The organism is Sphaerisporangium rhizosphaerae (assembly GCF_042665155.1).
Lineage (GTDB): Bacteria > Actinomycetota > Actinomycetes > Streptosporangiales > Streptosporangiaceae > Sphaerisporangium > Sphaerisporangium rhizosphaerae.
In genome coordinates, this window is record NZ_JBHTCG010000007.1 from 201,092 (window position 1) to 219,008 (window position 17,917).

General features: G+C 72.7%; 14 protein-coding genes. 8 read left to right on the plus strand and 6 right to left on the minus strand.

What is annotated here, in order from left to right:
• Positions 1 to 48 precede the first annotated feature (48 nt).
• The gene (locus tag ACFQSB_RS13150; RefSeq protein WP_380826585.1) at positions 49 to 3,441 is read left to right on the plus strand and encodes a phosphodiester glycosidase family protein; all 3,393 of its coding nucleotides are present in this window, start codon (positions 49 to 51) and stop codon (positions 3,439 to 3,441) included.
• On the opposite strand, the gene ACFQSB_RS13155 is transcribed toward ACFQSB_RS13150, so the two are convergent.
• A complete protein-coding gene (locus tag ACFQSB_RS13155) occupies positions 3,410 to 4,111 on the minus strand; it encodes an ATP-binding protein (RefSeq protein WP_380826587.1) in 702 nt (233 codons plus the stop codon). The genes ACFQSB_RS13150 and ACFQSB_RS13155 overlap by 32 nt on opposite strands.
• A gap of 230 nt (positions 4,112 to 4,341) precedes the next feature.
• On the opposite strand from ACFQSB_RS13155, the gene ACFQSB_RS13160 reads away from it, so the two are divergent.
• The 3 genes from ACFQSB_RS13160 to ACFQSB_RS13170 are packed head-to-tail and all read left to right on the plus strand — an operon-like array spanning position 4,342 to position 7,921.
• A complete protein-coding gene (locus ACFQSB_RS13160; RefSeq protein WP_380826588.1) occupies positions 4,342 to 5,709 on the plus strand; it encodes a helix-turn-helix domain-containing protein in 1,368 nt (455 codons plus the stop codon).
• A complete protein-coding gene (locus ACFQSB_RS13165) occupies positions 5,706 to 6,617 on the plus strand; it encodes a phosphotransferase enzyme family protein (RefSeq protein ID WP_380826589.1) in 912 nt (303 codons plus the stop codon). The genes ACFQSB_RS13160 and ACFQSB_RS13165 overlap by 4 nt, the downstream gene beginning before the upstream one ends.
• A gap of 56 nt (positions 6,618 to 6,673) precedes the next feature.
• Positions 6,674 to 7,921 (plus strand): cytochrome P450, encoded by a 1,248-nt coding sequence (locus ACFQSB_RS13170; RefSeq protein WP_380826590.1) that lies wholly within the window; start codon positions 6,674 to 6,676, stop codon positions 7,919 to 7,921.
• 68 nt (positions 7,922 to 7,989) lie between these two features.
• Here the strand turns inward: ACFQSB_RS13170 and ACFQSB_RS13175 are convergent, their stop codons facing one another.
• Positions 7,990 to 9,318, minus strand: a complete 1,329-nt coding sequence (locus ACFQSB_RS13175) for a hypothetical protein (RefSeq protein WP_380826591.1) — start codon at positions 9,316 to 9,318, stop codon at positions 7,990 to 7,992.
• Between the two features lie 588 nt (positions 9,319 to 9,906).
• Between ACFQSB_RS13175 and ACFQSB_RS13180 the strand changes: the two genes are divergently transcribed.
• Together ACFQSB_RS13180 and ACFQSB_RS13185 are read left to right on the plus strand one after the other, a co-directional pair.
• Positions 9,907 to 11,043 carry an aminotransferase class V-fold PLP-dependent enzyme gene (locus tag ACFQSB_RS13180; protein ID WP_380826593.1) on the plus strand — a complete coding sequence of 379 codons (1,137 nt, stop codon included), beginning with the start codon at positions 9,907 to 9,909 and terminating at the stop codon, positions 11,041 to 11,043.
• Between the two features lie 37 nt (positions 11,044 to 11,080).
• Positions 11,081 to 11,839 carry a toll/interleukin-1 receptor domain-containing protein gene (locus ACFQSB_RS13185; protein ID WP_380826594.1) on the plus strand — a complete coding sequence of 253 codons (759 nt, stop codon included), beginning with the start codon at positions 11,081 to 11,083 and terminating at the stop codon, positions 11,837 to 11,839.
• A gap of 66 nt (positions 11,840 to 11,905) precedes the next feature.
• Here ACFQSB_RS13185 and ACFQSB_RS13190 read toward each other — a convergent pair whose 3' ends face one another.
• From ACFQSB_RS13190 to ACFQSB_RS13200, 3 genes are all read right to left on the minus strand, one after another.
• Entirely contained in the window at positions 11,906 to 12,781 is an 876-nt protein-coding gene (locus ACFQSB_RS13190; protein ID WP_380826596.1) for a toll/interleukin-1 receptor domain-containing protein, read from the minus strand.
• Between the two features lie 158 nt (positions 12,782 to 12,939).
• Positions 12,940 to 13,236 carry a fibronectin type III domain-containing protein gene (locus tag ACFQSB_RS13195; RefSeq protein WP_380826597.1) on the minus strand — a complete coding sequence of 99 codons (297 nt, stop codon included), beginning with the start codon at positions 13,234 to 13,236 and terminating at the stop codon, positions 12,940 to 12,942.
• A 228-nt stretch (positions 13,237 to 13,464) separates the two neighbouring features.
• On the minus strand, positions 13,465 to 15,351 hold the full coding sequence (locus ACFQSB_RS13200) for a DUF1349 domain-containing protein (protein WP_380826599.1): 1,887 nt from the start codon (positions 15,349 to 15,351) through the stop codon (positions 13,465 to 13,467).
• 139 nt (positions 15,352 to 15,490) lie between these two features.
• Between ACFQSB_RS13200 and ACFQSB_RS13205 the strand changes: the two genes are divergently transcribed.
• Together ACFQSB_RS13205 and ACFQSB_RS13210 are read left to right on the plus strand one after the other, a co-directional pair.
• Positions 15,491 to 16,153, plus strand: a complete 663-nt coding sequence (locus ACFQSB_RS13205; protein WP_380826600.1) for a response regulator transcription factor — start codon at positions 15,491 to 15,493, stop codon at positions 16,151 to 16,153.
• Complete coding sequence (locus ACFQSB_RS13210) at positions 16,150 to 17,262, plus strand: sensor histidine kinase (RefSeq protein ID WP_380826601.1); 1,113 nt, start codon at positions 16,150 to 16,152, stop codon at positions 17,260 to 17,262. Before ACFQSB_RS13205 ends, ACFQSB_RS13210 begins: the two co-directional genes overlap by 4 nt.
• Positions 17,263 to 17,491: 229 nt before the next feature.
• Here the strand turns inward: ACFQSB_RS13210 and ACFQSB_RS13215 are convergent, their stop codons facing one another.
• On the minus strand, positions 17,492 to 17,911 hold the full coding sequence (locus tag ACFQSB_RS13215; protein ID WP_380826603.1) for an ATP-binding protein: 420 nt from the start codon (positions 17,909 to 17,911) through the stop codon (positions 17,492 to 17,494).
• Positions 17,912 to 17,917: the final 6 nt, after the last annotated feature.

A 17,917-nucleotide genomic window follows, 5' to 3' on the forward strand; every position in this document is an offset into this window, starting at 1 on the left:
AGCTCCGTGCCTGTCTACCTTCATGCCCGTTCGTACTTGGAGGTAGTAATGCGTAGTTTGGCGCGCGCCGTCGTCGTGGCGCTGGCCATCGGCCTTCCCGGGCTGGTCCAGGCGACCGCGTACGCGGGAGACCACGGAGCCGGGGGGACGCGGCCCGACTACCACACGACCGTGCCGGGGGAGTCGGTCGAGGCCGGCCGCACCGACCGCACCATCGCGCCCGGGGTCGTGCTGACGAGTTTCGACACCTTCGGCCGCGACGGCTGGACCCGGGCGCACGTCCTCAACGCCGACCTGTCGGGCCCCGGCGTGGACGTCGGGCTCGTGGGCGGCAGGCTCACCGAGACCCGGCCGCTGTCGGAGTCGGCCGACGCCCGCGGCGCCGTGGCCGCCGTCAACGGCGACTACTACGAGATCAACAACACCGACGCGGTCATCGGGCCAGAGGTCAGGGACGGCGAGCTGCGCAAGGCCACCACCGACGCCCGCACGGTCGCCACCGTCGGCGAGGACAAGGTGGCCCGGCTGGCGAGCGCGCTGCTGGAGGGCGGCGTCACCGTCGCCGGCACCTCGCACCCCGTCGCGAACCTCAACTCGCCGTCCTTGCCGGCGAACGCCGTGTCGGTCTTCACCGACCAGTGGGGCCCGGCCGCGCGCACCCTGATCGGCCACTCGGGGGCCATCACCGAACTGGTCGTCGCCGCGGGAGCCGTCACCGCGGTCGCCGGCACGGTCACGGCCACCCCCGTCCCGGACGGCGGGCTGGTCGTCGTCGGCCAGGGCACCGCCGCGGCCGCGCTCGCCGCCGCCAAGCCCGGCGACCCGGTCACGCTGGACGTCGCCCTGCGCACCGACTCCCCGGCCAAGCTGCGCACGGCGCTCGGCAGCGGCGAGGTGCTCGTGCGTGACGGCCAGGCCATCGACTTCCCGCCCTCCACCGGCAACGACGCGCCCAAGCCCCGCACCGCCATCGGCTGGTCGCAGGGTGGCAGGCGGCTGCTGCTGGTGACGGTGGACGGCTCGGCCAACTTCTCGGCCGGCCTGAGCTTCGACGAGACGGCCAGGCTGCTGGTGCGGCTCGGCGCCCGCGAGGCGTTCATGCTCGACGGCGGCGGCTCCTCCGACCTGGTCGCCCGCACCCCCGGCGACGGCCGCGTCAGCGTGGTCAACACCCCCTCCGACGGCGGCGAGCGCTCCATTCCGAGCGGCGTCGGCCTGTTCACCGCCAGGGGCTCGGGCAGGCTCACCGGCCTGTCGGTGCGCACCCCCGCGGACCGGGTGTTCCCCGGCCTCACCCTGAAGGTGTCGGCCGCCGGGTACGACGAGACCTACGCCCCCGCCGGCCTCGGCCGCGAGCGGGTCGCCTGGGAGGCGGGCCGGCTCGGTGAGGTGCGCGGCGGCCTGCTGCGCGCCGCGCGGCCCGGGCAGGGCGAGGTGAGCGCCCACGCCGGACGGGCCCGCGGCCGGGCGCGGGTGCGCGTGCTCGGCGAGCTGGCCACGGCCGGGTTCACCGTCCCGAGCCTGACCCTGGAGAGCGGCGACTCGGCCGTGGCCGGCGTGCGCGGGTACGACGCCGACGGCTTCGGCGCGCCGGTCGCCGTCCGCGACCTCACCCTCGACTACGACAAGGCCGTGGTGAAGGTCGAGCCCCGGGACGACGGCTCGTTCACCATCACAGGACTGGACGCGCCTGGGGGGACGGCCACCGTCATCACCGCCACCGTCCAGGGCAAGCCGGCGCGGCTGCCCGTCGTGGTCGGGCTCAAGCGCGCGTCGCTCGCCGAGTTCGAGCCCGCAGAGAGCTGGGAGGTCTCCACCGCCAAGGCCACCGCCACCGTGGCGTCCGTGGACGCCGCCGACCGGCCGGGCGCCCCCGCGGGCAACCAGGCTCTCGCGCTGCGCTACGACTTCACCGGCACCTCGGGCACCTCCGCCGCCTACGCCGTCGCCAAGCCCGCGGCCCTCACCCTGCCGCACGGCACCCGGCGCATCGGCGTGTGGGCCTACGGCGACGGCAGGCGGCACTGGCTGCGCGCCACGCTGCGCTCGCAGGGCACCACGAACGTGCCGTTCACCTTCGCCCAGGTCGTCGACTGGACCGGCTGGAAGTGGGTCGAGGGCACGCTGCCCGCGGGCTTCTCCGAGCCGCTCACCCTCACCAACGTGTACGTCGTGGAGACCTCCAACCTCGCCAAGGACGCGGGCGAGATCAGGTTCGACGGGCTCACCGCCCTGGTCGGCCAGGAGGTCACGCCCGAGGTGGCCATCGGGGCCGACCCGTTCGTCCTTGAGCAGAAGGGCGTCGGCGCGGGCCGCTGGCGCTTCGCCGTCATGTCCGACCTGCACGTCAGCGCCGCCGCCGGGCCGTCCTCGTTCCCGGCGCGGCAGGCCGCGGCGGCGCTGAGGCAGGCGGTCGCCGCCGAGCCCGACTTCATCGTCGTCAACGGCGACTTCGTGGACAACAACGCGCCGGCCGACATCGCCTTCGCCGAGCAGGTGCTCAAGGACAACGTCCCCGCCGGCGTCCCGGTGTACTGGACGCCGGGAAACCACGAGTCGGGGGCCACCGCAACCGGCACCCTGGACGCCTTCCTGGCCACCGGCCGCCCCGCACACCAGGTCTTCGACCACAAGGGCACCCGCTTCGTGCTGATGAACACCACGCTCGGCGGGCTGCGCGCCTCCGACTGGACGCAGGTCCCCGCCCTCCAGCAGGAGCTGGCCAGGGCCGCGAAGGACCGCTCGGTGAAGTCGCTCGCGGTCCTGTTCCACCACCCGTTGCACGACCCCTCCGGCGCCGGCGGCTCGCAGTTCGCCGACCAGCTCGAAGCCGGGCTGGTCGAACGGTGGCTGGCCGGGTTCCGCGAGAGCGCGGGCAAGCCGGTGGCGCTGTTCACCGGGCACGCCCACACCGCGGCCGTCACCCGGGTGGACGGCGTGGCCGAGGTCACCACCCCGGCCGTCGGCAAGACCCCCTACAGCTCGCCCGACAAGGGCGGCTTCCTCGGCTGGATGCTGGTCGGCGTGGACGCCACGCCGGGCAGGGTCGAGGCGGGCCTGCCCAGCCCCGGCACCCGCGACTGGCTGACCGCGCGGGTCAACCCGCTGTTCGACGAGCTCACCCTGACCGCGCCCGGCACGCTCGCCGCCGGCGCGAGCGCCGAGGTGTCGGCCACCGGCACCACCACCGGCTTCGGCCTGACCTTCCCGCTGCGCTACCCGGCCAGCGTCACCTGGAGCGGCGACCGGGCCCTCGCGGTGGCCGGCTCCGCCGAGGACGCGCGGGACGCGGCCCGCGACCACCGCGTGGTCGCGGTGCTCGACCTGTCCAGCGGCCGGCTCACCGCCGTCCGGGCCGGGCGCGCCACGCTCACCGTCGCCTCCGCCGACCGGTCGGCCTCGGCCACCGTCACGGTGACGGGGGCGCAGAAGCCCCGCTGACCGCGACGGCGGGGGCGGGCAGGGCGAAGGCCACGGCCTTGCCCGCCCCGCCGCCGGCGGACATCGTCGTCGGGTAGGCGTAGCAGTGCCCGTTGGACAGCCGGTGGGCCAGCAGCAGCCCGCGGCCGCTCTCGGAGAACGGCGCGAGGTCCACGACCTCCGGCCCAGAGCCGGCGGCCCGTCCGGGGCCCTCGTCCTCCCCGTGGCCCGCGGCCCGTCCGGGGTCGTCGGCCTCTCCGGGGGCGTCGTCGTCCTGCTGCAACCGGGCCAGGACGGCGGTGACGTGGCCGAGGTCGTGCCCGCCGTCCACCACCTCGCACCACATCGGGATGCCGCTCAGGCAGTGGACGCGCACCTCGTACGGCCCGCGCGCGTGGGTCTCGGAGTTGGCGGCGAGCTCGGCCACGATGATCTCGGCGTCGCCGATGTCGTCGCCGTCCACCCCCGCCGCGGCCAGCACCTCGCGCACGGCCGCCCGGGCGCAGCGCGAGGCCGACCCCGCCCGCAGCGTCGTGACCACGACCTGGAAGGCGTCCTCGGCGGGCGAGGGGGCATATGGCGCGCACGGGTGGTCACCCGGCCGCCGCTCCCGCGCCAGGACCCCGGTGCGGTGGTGAGCCTCCTGTGGGACGGGCTGCTCGGCGCGCATGAGCTGATCACTCCTTGGCATGTCGACCGTTGTGCCGGCGGAGGAAGCGCGCGGTGATCCCCCCGAGGTTGGCCTCCATGCTGCGGGAGCGGCGCGGGAGACGGGGAGCCGCCTCACCGATACCCATCCCGGGTCTGCCGCGATCGCCCGAGCCGATCAGCCCGGGCGATCGGTCCGACCGTTATCCCCACCGAAACCCATGGTCACCTGGTTACCTGAGAGGCCAGCGCAGCCCACCGTGGAAGGTTTGCATGAACGTCACTCAGCCGAGTGAGCAGGCGATCAGCTTCGCCGTCTGGGAACGTCCCCAAATGCGGCAGGCGCTGGCGGGGCGCGACATCGCCACCGTCTACCTGCTCCTGCAGCGCGTCGGCATCTCCCAGCGGCGCATCGCGGCGCTGACCGGGCAGTCCCAGTCCGAGATCTCCGAGATCCTCAACGGCCGCCAGGTCATGGCCTACGACGTGCTCGTCCGCATCGCCGACGGGCTCGGCGTGCCGCGCGGTTACATGGGCCTGGCCTACGACGACGGCACCCATCTCGTGGCCGTGCCGGCGCCCGGCGGGCACGACGACGACCTGGACGAGGACGAGCAGGTCCGCCGGCTGCTGGCCCACGCCGCGCAGGTGACCATCGGCGCCGCGGTGGCCTGCGCCGACGACTGGCGCCGGCCGCTGGCCCGCGTCGACACCCCCACCCCGGGGCGCATCGGCGACGCCGAGGTCGACCAGGTCGAGAGCGTCACCCGGTCGCTGCGCGCGCTGGACTACCGCTACGGCGGGGGCGTGTGCAGGGACGCGGTGGTCGCCCAGCTCACCTGGTCGCAGGCTCTGCTGCGCGCCTCCTGCTCCGAGCGGGTCGGGCGCCGTCTGCACCGCGCCCTGGCCGACCAGCACAACCTCGCGGGGTGGACCTCCTTCGACGTCGGCCTGCACGTTGCCGCCCGGCGCCACCTGGCCCGGGCCCTGGAACAGGCCAAGCACGCCGGTGACTCCTCCCTGGCCGCGAACATCCTGTACCGCATGGGACGGGTTCACCTGCATCTGAAGCGGGTGGAGGACGCGCTGCGGTTCTTCCAGCTCGGCCAGATCTGCGCCCAGGACGCCAGTTGCGAGCTGACCGTCGCCCTGCTGTGCGCCAACGAGGCGTGGGCCTACGCGCTGCTCGGCGACGAGCGGCTGGCGACCAAGTCCATCAGCCGGGCCCGTGACGAGTTCAACCGCGCCAGCACCGACGAGGCGCCCGGCTGGGTGCGGTTCTTCACCGAGGCCGACCTGATGGCCGCGAGCGGCATGACCTACCTGGGCCTGGCCGAGGCCGACGCCCGCCACCTGCCGAGAGCGGCCGAGCTGCTGTCGGGCAGCGTGCGGCGGCGCGAGCCCGAGATGGCGCGCAGCAAGGTGTTCGAGCTCATCGGCCTGGCCACCGTGCGGCTGCTGCTCGGCGAGACCGACGACGGCCTGGCCGACGGGCGCGAGGCGGTCGAGTTGATCACCCAGATCAGGTCCGTGCGCACGATCGACCGTCTCGCGCCCCTGGAGGCCGCCGCGGCGGCCCGGCCGGACAGCGCCGACGCCCGCGACCTGCGCAGGCGCATCGCGGAGCTGCGCGCCGTATGAGCCTCACCACAGTCGACGCCTCCGGCGGGCTCACCAGGGACAACCTCCACTTCCTGCTCGGCGCCCTGCACGCCGAGACGGGTCTGGACCCCGCGGGGGCCCAGCTGATCAAGTTCACCAACAACGCCGTCTTCCGGCTGCGCACGGCTCCGGTCGTGGTGCGCGTGGCCGGGTCCACCGCCGCGCGCGACCGGGTCCCGCTGGTCGTGCGGGTGGCCCGCTGGCTGCGGGACCACGACTACCCGGCGGTGCGCCTGCTGTCCGGGCTCGACCAGCCGCTGCGGCTGCACGGCCAGATGATCACGCTGTGGGAGGACGTCCCCGAGGTCGGCCCCCGCCCCGACGGCGCCGCCCTGGCCGTCCTGCTCAGGCGTCTGCACCGCCTTCCCGGCCCGCCCGCCGGCCTGCCGCGCTGGCGGCCGATGCGCGAGGTGCGGCAGCGGCTGGCCGAGCCCGAGGATCTCGGCGCCGCCGACCACGCGTTCCTGCTGCGCGAGTGCGACGAGGTGGAGGAGCAGCTCGCCGGGCTGCGCTTCGCGCTGCCGCCCGGCGTGATCCACGGCGACGCCTTCCTCGGCAACGTCATCGCCGGACCTCGCGGCCCGGTGCTGTGCGACTTCGACGGCACCGGCGTCGGCCCGCGCGAGTGGGACCTGGCGCCGGTGGCCGTCGGGCGGCTGCGGCTGGACTACGCCACCGACGACCACGCCCTGCTGGCCGAGCACTACGGCGTGGACGTCACCGCCTGGGAGGGTTTCCCGGTGCTGCGCCGGCTGCGCGAGCTGAAGCTGGTCACCAGCGTGCTGCCGATCCTGCGCAGCAACCCGGCGATCCGCCTCCAGTGGGAGCACCGCATGCGCACCTTCCGCGCCCGCGACCTGACCACCCGGTGGCAGCCCTACCGCTGAGGCGGGACGATCCCCGCGCGGCGGCGCCGCCGCCGCGGGCGTGCCAGGATAGGACCGTGACAACGGCGGTGGACACGGGCATCGACCTGGCGGACCTGGCGTTCTGGCGCCGGCCGCCGCACGAGCGCGAGCGCGACTTCGCCCGGCTGCGGAGCCTTCCCCACCCGGTGTTCTTCCCCGAGCGCCGGGTGCCTCTGCTCCGCTCCGGCAAGGGGTTCCACGCCCTGGTGCGGCACGCCGAGGTGGTGGAGGCCAGCCGCAACGCCAAGGTGTTCTCCAGCGAGCCGGCCGTCACCAACCCCGAGCCGCCCGGCTGGGTCAAGCACGTCTTCGGCGATTCGATGGTCAACCTCGACGACCCCCGCCACGCCCGCCTGCGCCGCATCGTGTCCCGCGCGTTCTCGCCGAAGATGCTCAGCGGCCTGAACGACGGCATCGCCAGGGCCGCCGAGCGCATCGTCGACGACGTCGTCGAGCAAGGGGCGCGCGACTTCGTCTCGCAGGTCGCCGCCCGGCTGCCCATCCACGTCATCTGCGACATGATGGGCATCCCCGACGGCATCCGCGCCAAGGTGCACCAGCACGTGGACGTCTCCACCGCCTACACCGGCGTCCGCATGAGCCTGCCGCGCACGGTCGCCATGGCCGGGCGCAACATGGCGGCGCTGTTCGCCCTGCAGCGCATGGTGATCGACCTCGGGCGTGAACGCGAGCGCGAGCCGGCGGGCGACCTGGTGTCGGCGCTGGTCACGGCCAACGTCGATGGCGAGCGCCTGACGCCGAGGGAGCTCGGCTCGTTCTTCACGCTGCTGCTGGTGGCCGGCAACGAGACCGCGCGCAACACCATGGCGCACGGCCTGAAGCTGCTCACCGACAACCCCGCCGAGCGCGAGCGGCTGACCGGCGACTTCGAGGCCCACATCGGCGGCGCCATCGAGGAGACCGTCCGCTACGTCTCGCCCATCATGCAGTTCCGGCGCACCGTCACCGAGGAATACGAGATGCGCGGGGTCAGGCTCGTCCCCGGCGACAAGGTGGTGCTGTTCTACGGCTCCGCCAACCGCGACGAAGAGGTCTTCGACGATCCCGGCCGCTACGACATCACGCGCAAGCCGAACCCGCACGTGGGCTTCGGCGGTCCCGGCCCGCACTTCTGCCTGGGCGCCAACCTGGCCCGCCAGGAGATCAAGATCATGTACCGGGAGCTGTTCACCCGCCTGCCCGGCATCCGCGCCACCGGCGAGCCCGGCCTGCTGCTGTCCAACTTCGACAACGGCGTCACCTCCCAGCCCTTCACCTTCTGACCCCCGCGTGGCCGCGACGCGAACCCGCCCGGCCGCTGGGTGCGGCCGGGCGGGCGTGGGGGCGAGGGTCAGCTGTTGCCGACGCGGCAGCCGTCGCCGGTCTTGCCGTTGTTGCACTGGTTGAGCTGCAGGCCGTCCAGCACGTAGGCGAAGTTCTGCCCGGAGGGGCTGACCACCGACAGTTGCGCGGTGGCCGTCCCACTCGGCGCGACCGCCGACACCGAGTACTCCTGCCAGCCGGTCGTCAGCGCGGTGACCGGGCCGTCGCTGTTGGAGATCAGCGTGCCCGAGGAGTTGTACCAGCCCAGCCGCAGCTTCACGTTGCCCGAGGTGCCGGTGGTCAGCTTGGCGAAGAACTTGTAGCGCTGCCCGGCGGTGACCGCCGGCTTACGGGTCACCGACACCGATCCCTCGGCGTAGGACTGGACGTTCATGGTCAGCGACCGCCGCCCGTCGTAGTACCGCGCGGAGACCTGGCTGTCGGACCCCGGCGGGGTGACCTGCATCCAGCCCCCGCCCGAGACGCTGAAGCCCGCGGGCGTCGCGTAGGGCGCCTGCGCCTCGACGGTGCGCTCCTGAGCGGTCAGCAGGTCGTTGCTGTACCCGACGTCGCAGCAGGTCGCCGTGGTGAAGTACGGCCAGCTCGCCGCGTTGGCCTTGCGGGTGTCGGGATAGTTGCCCTGATAGAAGGTGGCCGAGGTCTCGCTGGGGTCGTAGTAGTTGTTGAAGTCGTGGTCCAGCGTCCAGTCGTAGTACGGGTTGGCCATCAGGTCGGGGTAGCTCAGGATCTCCGAGCCCTCGGTGACCTTGGGGTGGTCGACGTAGAAGCCGTCCGCGGCGAGGTGGACCAGCTCGTGCAGCACGGTGCCGCTGGCCCAGGCGTCGGCGGTCGCCGCGCACGCGGGCTCGCACCAGGCGTTGGCCGTGCCGTTGAAGTCCTCGAACACCACGTACTTGCGGTTGTCGACGTCGTAGCCGGAGTCCGCCAGATCGTGGGTGATGGTCTGAACCGGGGTCTCGCCGCCGATGACGCCGGACTCGATCTTCTCCGGGACGACCAGGGCGTGGGCGTACCCGGAGTAGGTGCTGGTGCTGTACCCGGTCCTGCAGCTCAGGTTGATGTGCTGGTCGTAGTTGGTGGACTCGTCGAGCGACCAGTCCATCCGGTCGACGATCTTGGCGATCTTCTCGACCTGCTGCTCGTACCTGTTCCCGATGCCGTCGTGCCAGGCGTAGATGACCTGGACCGCCGGGATGCTCCCGCTGGCGTTCTTCGGGTCCGCGAGCGTCGCGGCGCAGCCCCGCTGGGGGATGCTCGCGTCCGCCGGCTGCGCGTAGGGAGAGATGGGTTCGGGGTCGTAGGGGGCATCGAAAGCGCCTGCCGGACTCGCCGTCACCAGGACAGCGAGACCCCCCGCGGCGATCACCGAAACAAGGCGCCTCAACCGTAACGACAAAGCTGCTCCTCCTGTGGGTGACATTCCGGAGGGAGCCTAACCGTCAGTGGGGGCCCAAAAAAATACGTTGACATGAAATTTCACCAGAAATCCGGAATGGGGGTGAATTGTTCCGGAGAAACGTCGGCTTCCCTGCCTCTCTATGGATGATCATCCGGGTTGTCTCCAGAGTTGCCCTTGTCGTGATCAATGCGTTCCCTGTCCCGCCGATCGGGTTGTACTGCTGCTTTGTCCCTATTCGCGAGCTTTATCGGCGTGATTCGTGCTGGTTTGTGAGCTTTATCGGCTGGGGGCCCAAAGGGCGTCCGGACGTGGCCGATTTGTTCCATATGGCGAGACGATCCGCGCCGCCGGGTTCCTGAGGAGCAGGTGAATGCGTGAAACCCGATGAGCGGCGAACCCGCGCATTACCGCCGCCCGGCCGTGCACGGGCGCCCTTTCGGGCATGGACGAGGCCGGAGCGGACCAGCGGGAGGGAAAGGCGGGGCGGCGAAGGAGCGTCCGGGCGACGGCGGTTAGTGTCCGGTTGTGGATATCGAAGACTTCAGCCTGGACCCCGCCGTCGTGCACCTGAACCACGGATCGTTCGGGGCGGTGCCGCGCCGGGTGCAGGAGAGGCAGGACGAGCTGCGCCGGGAGGCCGAGCGGGCTCCCGACGCGTTCTTCGCCACGGTGACCGAGCGCGTCGCCAAGGCGCGCGAGGAGGTGGCGGCCTTCCTCGGCGCCGAGCCCGGCGGCGTCGCGTTCGTCTCCAACGTGACCGAGGGCGTCGCCGTCGCGCTGAACAGCCTGCCGCTGCGGCCCGGCGACCAGATCGTGATCAGCGACCACACCTACGGCGCCGTCGAGATCGCCGTGCGTCGCACGGCCGAGCGGACCGGCGCCGAGGTGGTCGTGGTGGACCTCCCCGGGCGCGACGACGGCGAATGGTCGGGGGAGGACGCCGCGCGGGCCTACCTCGGCGCGGTGACGCCGCGCACCAAGGCGGCCGTCTTCGACCACATCACCTCCCACACCGCCCGCCTGCTGCCGGTGGGCGAGCTGGTGGCGGGGTTCCGCGCCCTGGGCGTGACGACGATCGTGGACGCCGCGCACGCGCCCGGCATGCTGGAGGTGGACCTCGGCGAGCTGGACGCCGACTTCTGGACCGGCAACCTGCACAAATGGGCGTTCGGGCCCCGGCCCGCGGGCGTGCTGGCCGTCGCCCCCGCCTGGCGCGAGCGGGTCGAGCTGCTGATCCCCTCCTTCTACCAGCCGGACGGCTTCCCCCGCAGTCTCGAATTCCAGGGCACCCGCGACTACACGGCCTGGCTGGCCGCGCCCGAGGGCCTTCGGGTGCTGGAGGACGTCGGGCCGAGCGCCGTCCGGGCCGGCAACGCCGAGCTGGCGGCGACCGGCCGCCGTATCGTCGCCGACGTCGCCGGCCTGCGGCCCTGGCGCGCGGACCCGGAGCTGGCCATGTGCGTTCTGCGGCTGCCGGACGGGGTCGCCGAGACCCAGCCGCGCGCCGAGGCGCTGTCGGCCGAGATCCTGCGCAGGCACGGCGTCCGGGCCGGGATCAAAGGATGGCCCGGCGCCGGCCTGCTGCGCCTGTCCGCCCAGGTCTACAACCGCGAACAGGACTACGAACGCCTCGCCGCAGCCCTGCGCGACCTGTTCGCCTGAGGCCGGTGCGGGGAGCCCGCGCGTTAGGATCTGCGGCATGGAAGCGGTGGCGCTGGCGTTGACGGCGGTCGGCACCGTGGCGGGCGTCGTGGCCGCCTACTACGCCTGGGTGGCGGTGCGGCCCGCCCGTCGAGCGGCCCCGCGCCCGGCCGCCTCCGCACCCGCACCTACACCCGCGCCCGAAGCCCTGCCGTCCGAGGAGACGGCGGGAACGGCCCTGTCCGAGCAGACGGAGCCGGCGGCGGGAACGGGACCGTCTGAGGAACCTTCGGTGGCGGGAACGGGACCGGCTGAGGAGAGCGGACCTTCGGCGGCGGGAACGGGACCGCTCCGGCGGCCGCGGTCGTCCCCGCGACGGCCGGGGCGGGTCGCCTACGACGCCTTCGTCGCCTACTCCCATGAGGACGGCGAGTGGGTGGAGGCGTTCACCCGGCGCCTGGAGGACAGGGGGCTGCGCATCGCGCGCGACCAGGTCGTCCTCGTGCCCGGCGACGTGCTCGTGCACGCGGTGGAGCGGGCCATCCGCGACTCGGCCGCCGGCATCCTGGTCTGCAGCCCGGCGTCGATGGCCAGCGGGTGGGCCCGGCAGGAGTACGCGGCGCTGGTACAGCGGGCCATCGAGAACGGGTCGCGCTTCATCCCCGTCGTGATCAAGGACGTCGAGCTGCCGGCGTTCGCGAAGACGCGCTACTACGCCGACTTCAGGGACGCCGCGCCGTCGGAGTACGACCGGCGGATCGACGACATCGCGAGCGCTCTGCGCGTCACCCGGCCCGAGGCCCGGCCCGCGACCTGAGCCGGGACGCCGCGCGGCGTCCGGAGCGGATGTCCCGCGGGAACGCCGCCGGTCCCGCGCCGTGGGTCACGGGCGCTCCATCCTGGTGGCGATCGCGGCGTGCACGGAGGCCTCGAAGTCGCCCTCCAGATCGTTCAGGATGGCGAGCATCCGGGCGCAGACCTCCACGACCTCGCGGATCCGCCGGCTCGACTCGCCCCGGTCGCCGGGATCCCTGGAGCCCCGCACCACGGCCTTCTTGGCCGGCTCTATGCAGTCTCGCAGCGCCCGCAGCCGCTGGTCGCCGTCCGCCACCGGGGCCAGCAGCTCCTCCAACCGGTCCATGGCCGAGAAGAACGGCGGATCGTCGTCGCTGGCGGCGTACTTGACCGACCAGTGCCAGGTGTCGAACCACTGGAAGTAACCGGTGGCGGTGTCGGTGCGGGTGTGCAGCACCGACACGGCGTGCTTGACGAACTTCAGCGTGTCGAGGTTGTCCAGGTACCAGAGGATCTGCCGCTGTCCGATCAGCACCGGAGCGCCGCCCAGGGATTGGAGCAGCTCCAGCACCGTCTTGCGGTAGGACGTGGCGTCCCGCCAGTCCCGGAAGTCGGCGTACTTGATGTGGCTGACGCTCGGCGGGAGCGTGACGTCGTCGAGCAGGAGCGGCAGGATGCCGAACCCCTTGCCCTCCATCGCGCGGATCTTGGCGACGCCCAGCTCCTCGCGCACCCAGGGCGAGCGCACCGAGGCGCGGGAGACGACGTAGACCAGGCTGGTGGCGGCGGCGATCTCCCCGAAGATCCGCTCCGGGATCGAGTCGCCCACCTTCAGATCGCGCTCGGCCAGGAAGGTGGCGACACCGGCGGCGGCCAGCGAGCCGTCCAGGAACCGGGCGAACTCGCGGTCCGCGCTCGAATAGGAGATGAACACCCTGGCCGGTAAAGCCCCGTCGTCGCCCATCGGTGCCCTCCCCACGACCATCGCCTCTGACCCGGCCGGGCCAGGCACCGGACGGACGCGCCGGGCGTCGCACCGCGAGCGTGTGCGCGCGGGCCGGCGGCCGGGTGGAACGCAGCGAGCATACTGCGCGCCGCCCGGCCGCCGGGCCCTGCGGAGCGTCAGCGCGGGGGAGTGGTCACCTGGACGGACTGCGACTTGGGTCCGAGGTTGCCGGCCAGGTCGCGGGCGCGCACCCAGAACGTGTAGCGCCGGCCGGGCGCCAGGTCGGTCACGACGGCCCGGGTCGCGGTGAGGTCCTGCGTTCTGACCGGCTCGCCGGGCGCCTGCCGGGGAAGCTGGTAGCCCTTGACCGCGACGTTGTCCCTGGCCGGGGACCAGGTGAGCGTGACCGCGTGCGCCGTGGGACGGCCCGCCTTCAGCCCGGCCGGAGCGGTGGGCGGCACCGAGTCCGGCACGACCAGCGTGGTGATGGAGTTGGCCGGGAAGGTGGTGGAGGCCGTGGCCGAGGTGGCCGTCGTGGTGAGCGGCAGGTCCGCGGCGCGGGCGATCGCGGCGAGGAAAGGGGACCCGGTCGCGGCCGGTGGTCATCGCACCGGCACTCCAGTCGCAGTCTGTGATTCTCCGTGCCGGTGGAGACGGCGGGTCGAGGGGATCCGGCGACATCGGCCTCCGATCGTTGGCGCTCACTGGACAGGAGAGGGGAGTCTGACGTGCGGTTCTCCTGCGGTTCTCCTGTGGTGTGCGGCTATCGCCGCGCCGAGGGTGAGGGCGGCGTAGGCGCAGGTCACGGCCAGGCCGACCGATGGGGGGAGGGGGTAGTAGCCGACGAGCGGTGACGGGTCGACGTCCACGTGCGCGAAGGTGGGGATGCTCTGGATGATCGCGAAGCCGGCGGCGGGGGTGATGATCAGCAGCCATGGCGCCAGGCCCGCGGTCGCCAGCAGGTAGGGGACGACGAGCAGCGCGATGGCCGGCACGACGGCGACGATCGCGCGCCTGACCAGGGCGGCGAGGCCCAGAGCCAGTACGGCGGCAAGCGCGGTCAGCGTCGCGAAGCCGACGATCATCCGCAGCTCGGTGCCGAGGGTGATCGGCTGGATCGGGTTCTGGTGCGCACGCAACAACGCCAGGCCGGTAGGGACCACGACGCCCGAGGCCACCAGCCCCGTCACGAACGCGACCGCGCCGACCACCGCAGCCTTCGCCGCGAGCGCCCACGCCGGATCCGGCGCGCCCGAGGAGCGGGTATCGCGCGGCGAACCGGTCCCGATCGCCGAACTGGTCCTGATCGCCGGGCCGGTCCCGATCGCCGGGCTGGTTCCGATGGCCGGGCTGGTCCCCGGCGGGGAGTCGGTCCTGTTCGACGGGTTGGTGCTGGTCGGGGAGCCGGCATTGGTCGGCGGGACGGGTCTGGTCGGGTGGCTGATCGCGGTTGGAGAACTGGTGTCGCTCGGCGGGATGGTGCTGGTCCTGGCCGGGGAGCTGGTTCTGGTCGGCGGGCCGGGTCTGGGCGGGAGGTCGGGTTCGGTCTGGGGGTTGGGTTCGGTCACGAAACTGGTCCTGGGTGGTCTGCGTCGGTGCTCTGTCGTGATGAACGTGGCGGCCATCACGAGCAGCGGGATCAGGCCCAGGGCTCCGCCGAGTAGGAGGAGGTCGGCGCGGATGCCGCCTTCGGCAGTGGCGGGGCCGATGTCGCCGCCTCCGGTCACGATGAGCTTGTCCCCGGACTCGACGACTCCGCCGGGGTGATGCGGAGTCCTGCCGTCGGACTCCATGACGACGCCGACGTCGTCGTGGCGCCAGGAACCGTTCGCGCCCTCCAGTCTGATCTGGTCGAAGGTGGCGGTGGCCTGGGCGAAGGCCATCGCCCTCTCCCACAGGGCGCCTGGTGAGGTGACGAACAGCCCGATCTCGGCCGTCTCCGGCAGCCCGGTCAGCCTGACCGTGCTGATCTCGCTCCACGTCGTGCCGTCGTCCGACTCGTACCCGGTGACGGTGTCGCCCGACCTGGTCAGCCGCAGCCACTGCGGGCCATTGTGAGGGCCGCCGGGCACGTCGTGGGTGAAATCGTCCTGCATCCGCACGCCGTGGTCTCCGGTGAGCATGACGGCGGCGTACGGGGTGCCCTGCTTGATACTCTGCCTGACGAGGAGCCCGGCCTTCGCCCACGGCACCACCCCCTGCTTCACGTTGCGCACCCCGGGTACGGCGTCCGGCATCCGCATCTGGCCGGTCAGGTCCGACACACGGGCGGTGATGCCGCCGTTCCCCTTGAGCGGCTGGTGCACGAAGTAGTACTTGTCCCGCACCGCCGTGCCGTCGGGTCCCACCAGAGGCGCGGGGCAGGGGCCCTCGCCCTTCCCGGTCACGCAGGTGCTGCGGGTACCCCCGGCGATCAGCAGTCCGAGCGACACGGTGACCAGTACGGAGGCCGCCACGGCGAGCGCCCGGCCGCGTCCGGTGCGGAACCTGACCCACTCCTCGCGCAGCGCCCGGCCCGCCAGGGTCGCCCCATATCGCTCGCGCAGGCCGGTGACGGTCCGGCTCGTCGGGTTAACAGATGGACTCATGCCGACGGTTGTACGCGGCCCCCGGTCTCGGCCGGGTCGCACGGGCTGCGACCTGGCTGAGACCGGGGACCTGGCATCGTTGAGCCATGGCACCTCGACCCGGCCGCCCCGTCCGCACGATGACCGGCGGTGAACGGCGGTGAGGGTCCTGGTCGTGGAGGACTTCGAGATCCTCGCCCGCTCCATCGGGACCGGGCTGCGCCGCGAGGGCATGGCCGTCGACGTGGTCCTGGACGGGACCGCCGCCCTCGACCGCCTGGCCACCACCCGCTACGACGTGGTGGTGCTCGACCGCGACCTGCCCGGCGTCCATGGGGACGAGGTCTGCCGGCGCCTCGCCCAGGGCCGCTGTCCGACCCGTGTCCTGATGCTCACCGCCTCCGGCACGATCGAGGACCGCGTCGCCGGGCTCGGCCTCGGCGCCGACGACTACCTGCCCAAGCCTTTCGGCTTCGCCGAACTGGTGGCCCGCGTCCGCGCCCTGGCCCGCCGCGCCACCCCGCCGCTGCCGCCGATCCTCGCATGCGGGGACATCACCCTCGATCCGGCCCGCCGTACCGCGTTCCGGGCCGGCCGGAGCCTTGACCTGAGCCCCCGGGAGTTCGCCCTGCTCGAATGCCTGCTCGCCGTGCCCGGCGTGGTCATCTCCGCGGAGGACCTGCTCGAACGCGTCTGGGACGAGGCCGCCGACCCCTTCAGCAGCGCCGTCAAGCACACCATGCACCGGTTGCGGGCCAAGCTCGGCGACCCGCCCGTGATCGAGACCATCCGCGAGGGCGGCTACCGCATCGGATCGTCATGACCGCTCACGCACTCCCCAGAAGATCCCTGCAGACACGGCTCGCGCTCGCCTACGCGGCCGGCATCTACGCCGCCGGGGTCCTGGCGCTGGTCCTGGCCGCCGTCCCGCTGGCCCGCATCGACGCGGCCATCCCCGCAGGGCACCCGTCGAGCGCGAGCGCCGAGACCGGGCCCGGGGTCGGCCTGCCCCAGCTCCTCACGGGCTCCGCCGTCGCCCTGGTCGTCCTGATCCCCATCGCCCTGGCCCTCGGGTGGTTCGTCGCCGGGCGGTTCCTGCGCCCGCTGCGCGCCATCACCGCCACCGCCAGGAGCATCTCCGCCGGAGACCTCCACCGGCGACTCGCCCTCGGCGGGCCCGCGGACGAGCTGACCGAACTCGGTCACACCCTGGACGACCTGTTCGCCCGCCTTCAGGCATCCTTCGACGCCCAGCGCCACTTCGTCGCCAACGCCTCCCACGAGCTGCGCACCCCCCTGGCCGGCCTGCGCACCCTTCTCGAAGTCGCCCTCGGCGACCCCGACGCCGACGCCGCCACCCTGCGCTCGGTCTGCCAGGAGGCACTGGCTCTCGGCGAACACCAGGAACGGCTCGTCCAGGCACTGCTGGCTCTGGCCACCGGCGAGGGCGGCGTCACCCGCTGGGACGCCGTCGACCTTGCCCACCTCGTCCAAGGAGTGCTCGCCTCTCGCCGCGGCCTGGCCCAGGAGAAGGCCGTCGATCTCAGCGAACGCCTGGCGCCTGCGGTGACGGCCGGAGACCCTGGACTCATCGAGAGCCTCGTCGCCAACCTCGTCGACAACGCCATCCGCCACAACCATGCCGGCGGGTACGTCGAGGTCGCCACCGGCACCTCCGGTACGCAGGTCGCCCTCACCGTAGCCAACACCGGGCCGGTCATCCCCGTCGACCAGGTCGAACGCCTCTTTCGACCCTTCCAGAGACTGACGCCCGAACGTCACGGCCATCACGACGGCCACGGGCTCGGCCTTGCCATCGTCAACGCCGTCGCCCACGCCCACCACGCCACCCTCACCACCAGCGCACCCCCCGAAGGCGGCCTGTCCATCACGGTGCGCTTCCCACGCGATCCTCATCCGGACCGTTTGTGACCTGCCCGGCCCGCGCATTGGACGGCACGGTCTGTGTCCACCGTCATCGGCGTGGAGTCCCCGTCGCCGAGGAAGGCTCTGGTTGTAGTGAGCACGAGCGTTCACCGGGCGCGGGGCTTTCCACTCCGGCCATGTGATGGAGATGATCGGCGCCGGGTCGGCGGGTCGTGGTACGGCGATGTCGGCGCCGGCTACGGACCCGAGCCGGTCAACGTTCCCGGACAGTGCACTAACCGTGCGCGCCCTGCTCGCGGAAGTCGACTTGGAACCAGACGACGCAGCGGGTGCCGTCCCGGTAGGTGCCCCAGCGTTTGGCGAGCGACTGCAGTATCGCCAGTCCGCGCCCGTTCTCGTCCACCGGCTTCGCGGTCCTGGGACGCGGGATCGCGTACGGCGAGCCGTCGTCGACCACGACGACGTGAAGTCTCCTGCCGGGTAGTTCTCCGATGCCTACCCGGATGATCCCGCCGTCCAGTCCAGAGCCCGAGTGGGCCAGCGCGTTGGTGACCAGTTCCGAGACGAGCAGCGTCACGTCGTCCAGGACGGGGTGCCCGGCCCCCAGAGTGTCCCGGACGAACCGCCGCGCGACGCCCACGCTCCGCGGCGTGCCCTCCAGCTCCGTCTCACCCAAAAGAATTCCCACGGTCATGCCGTC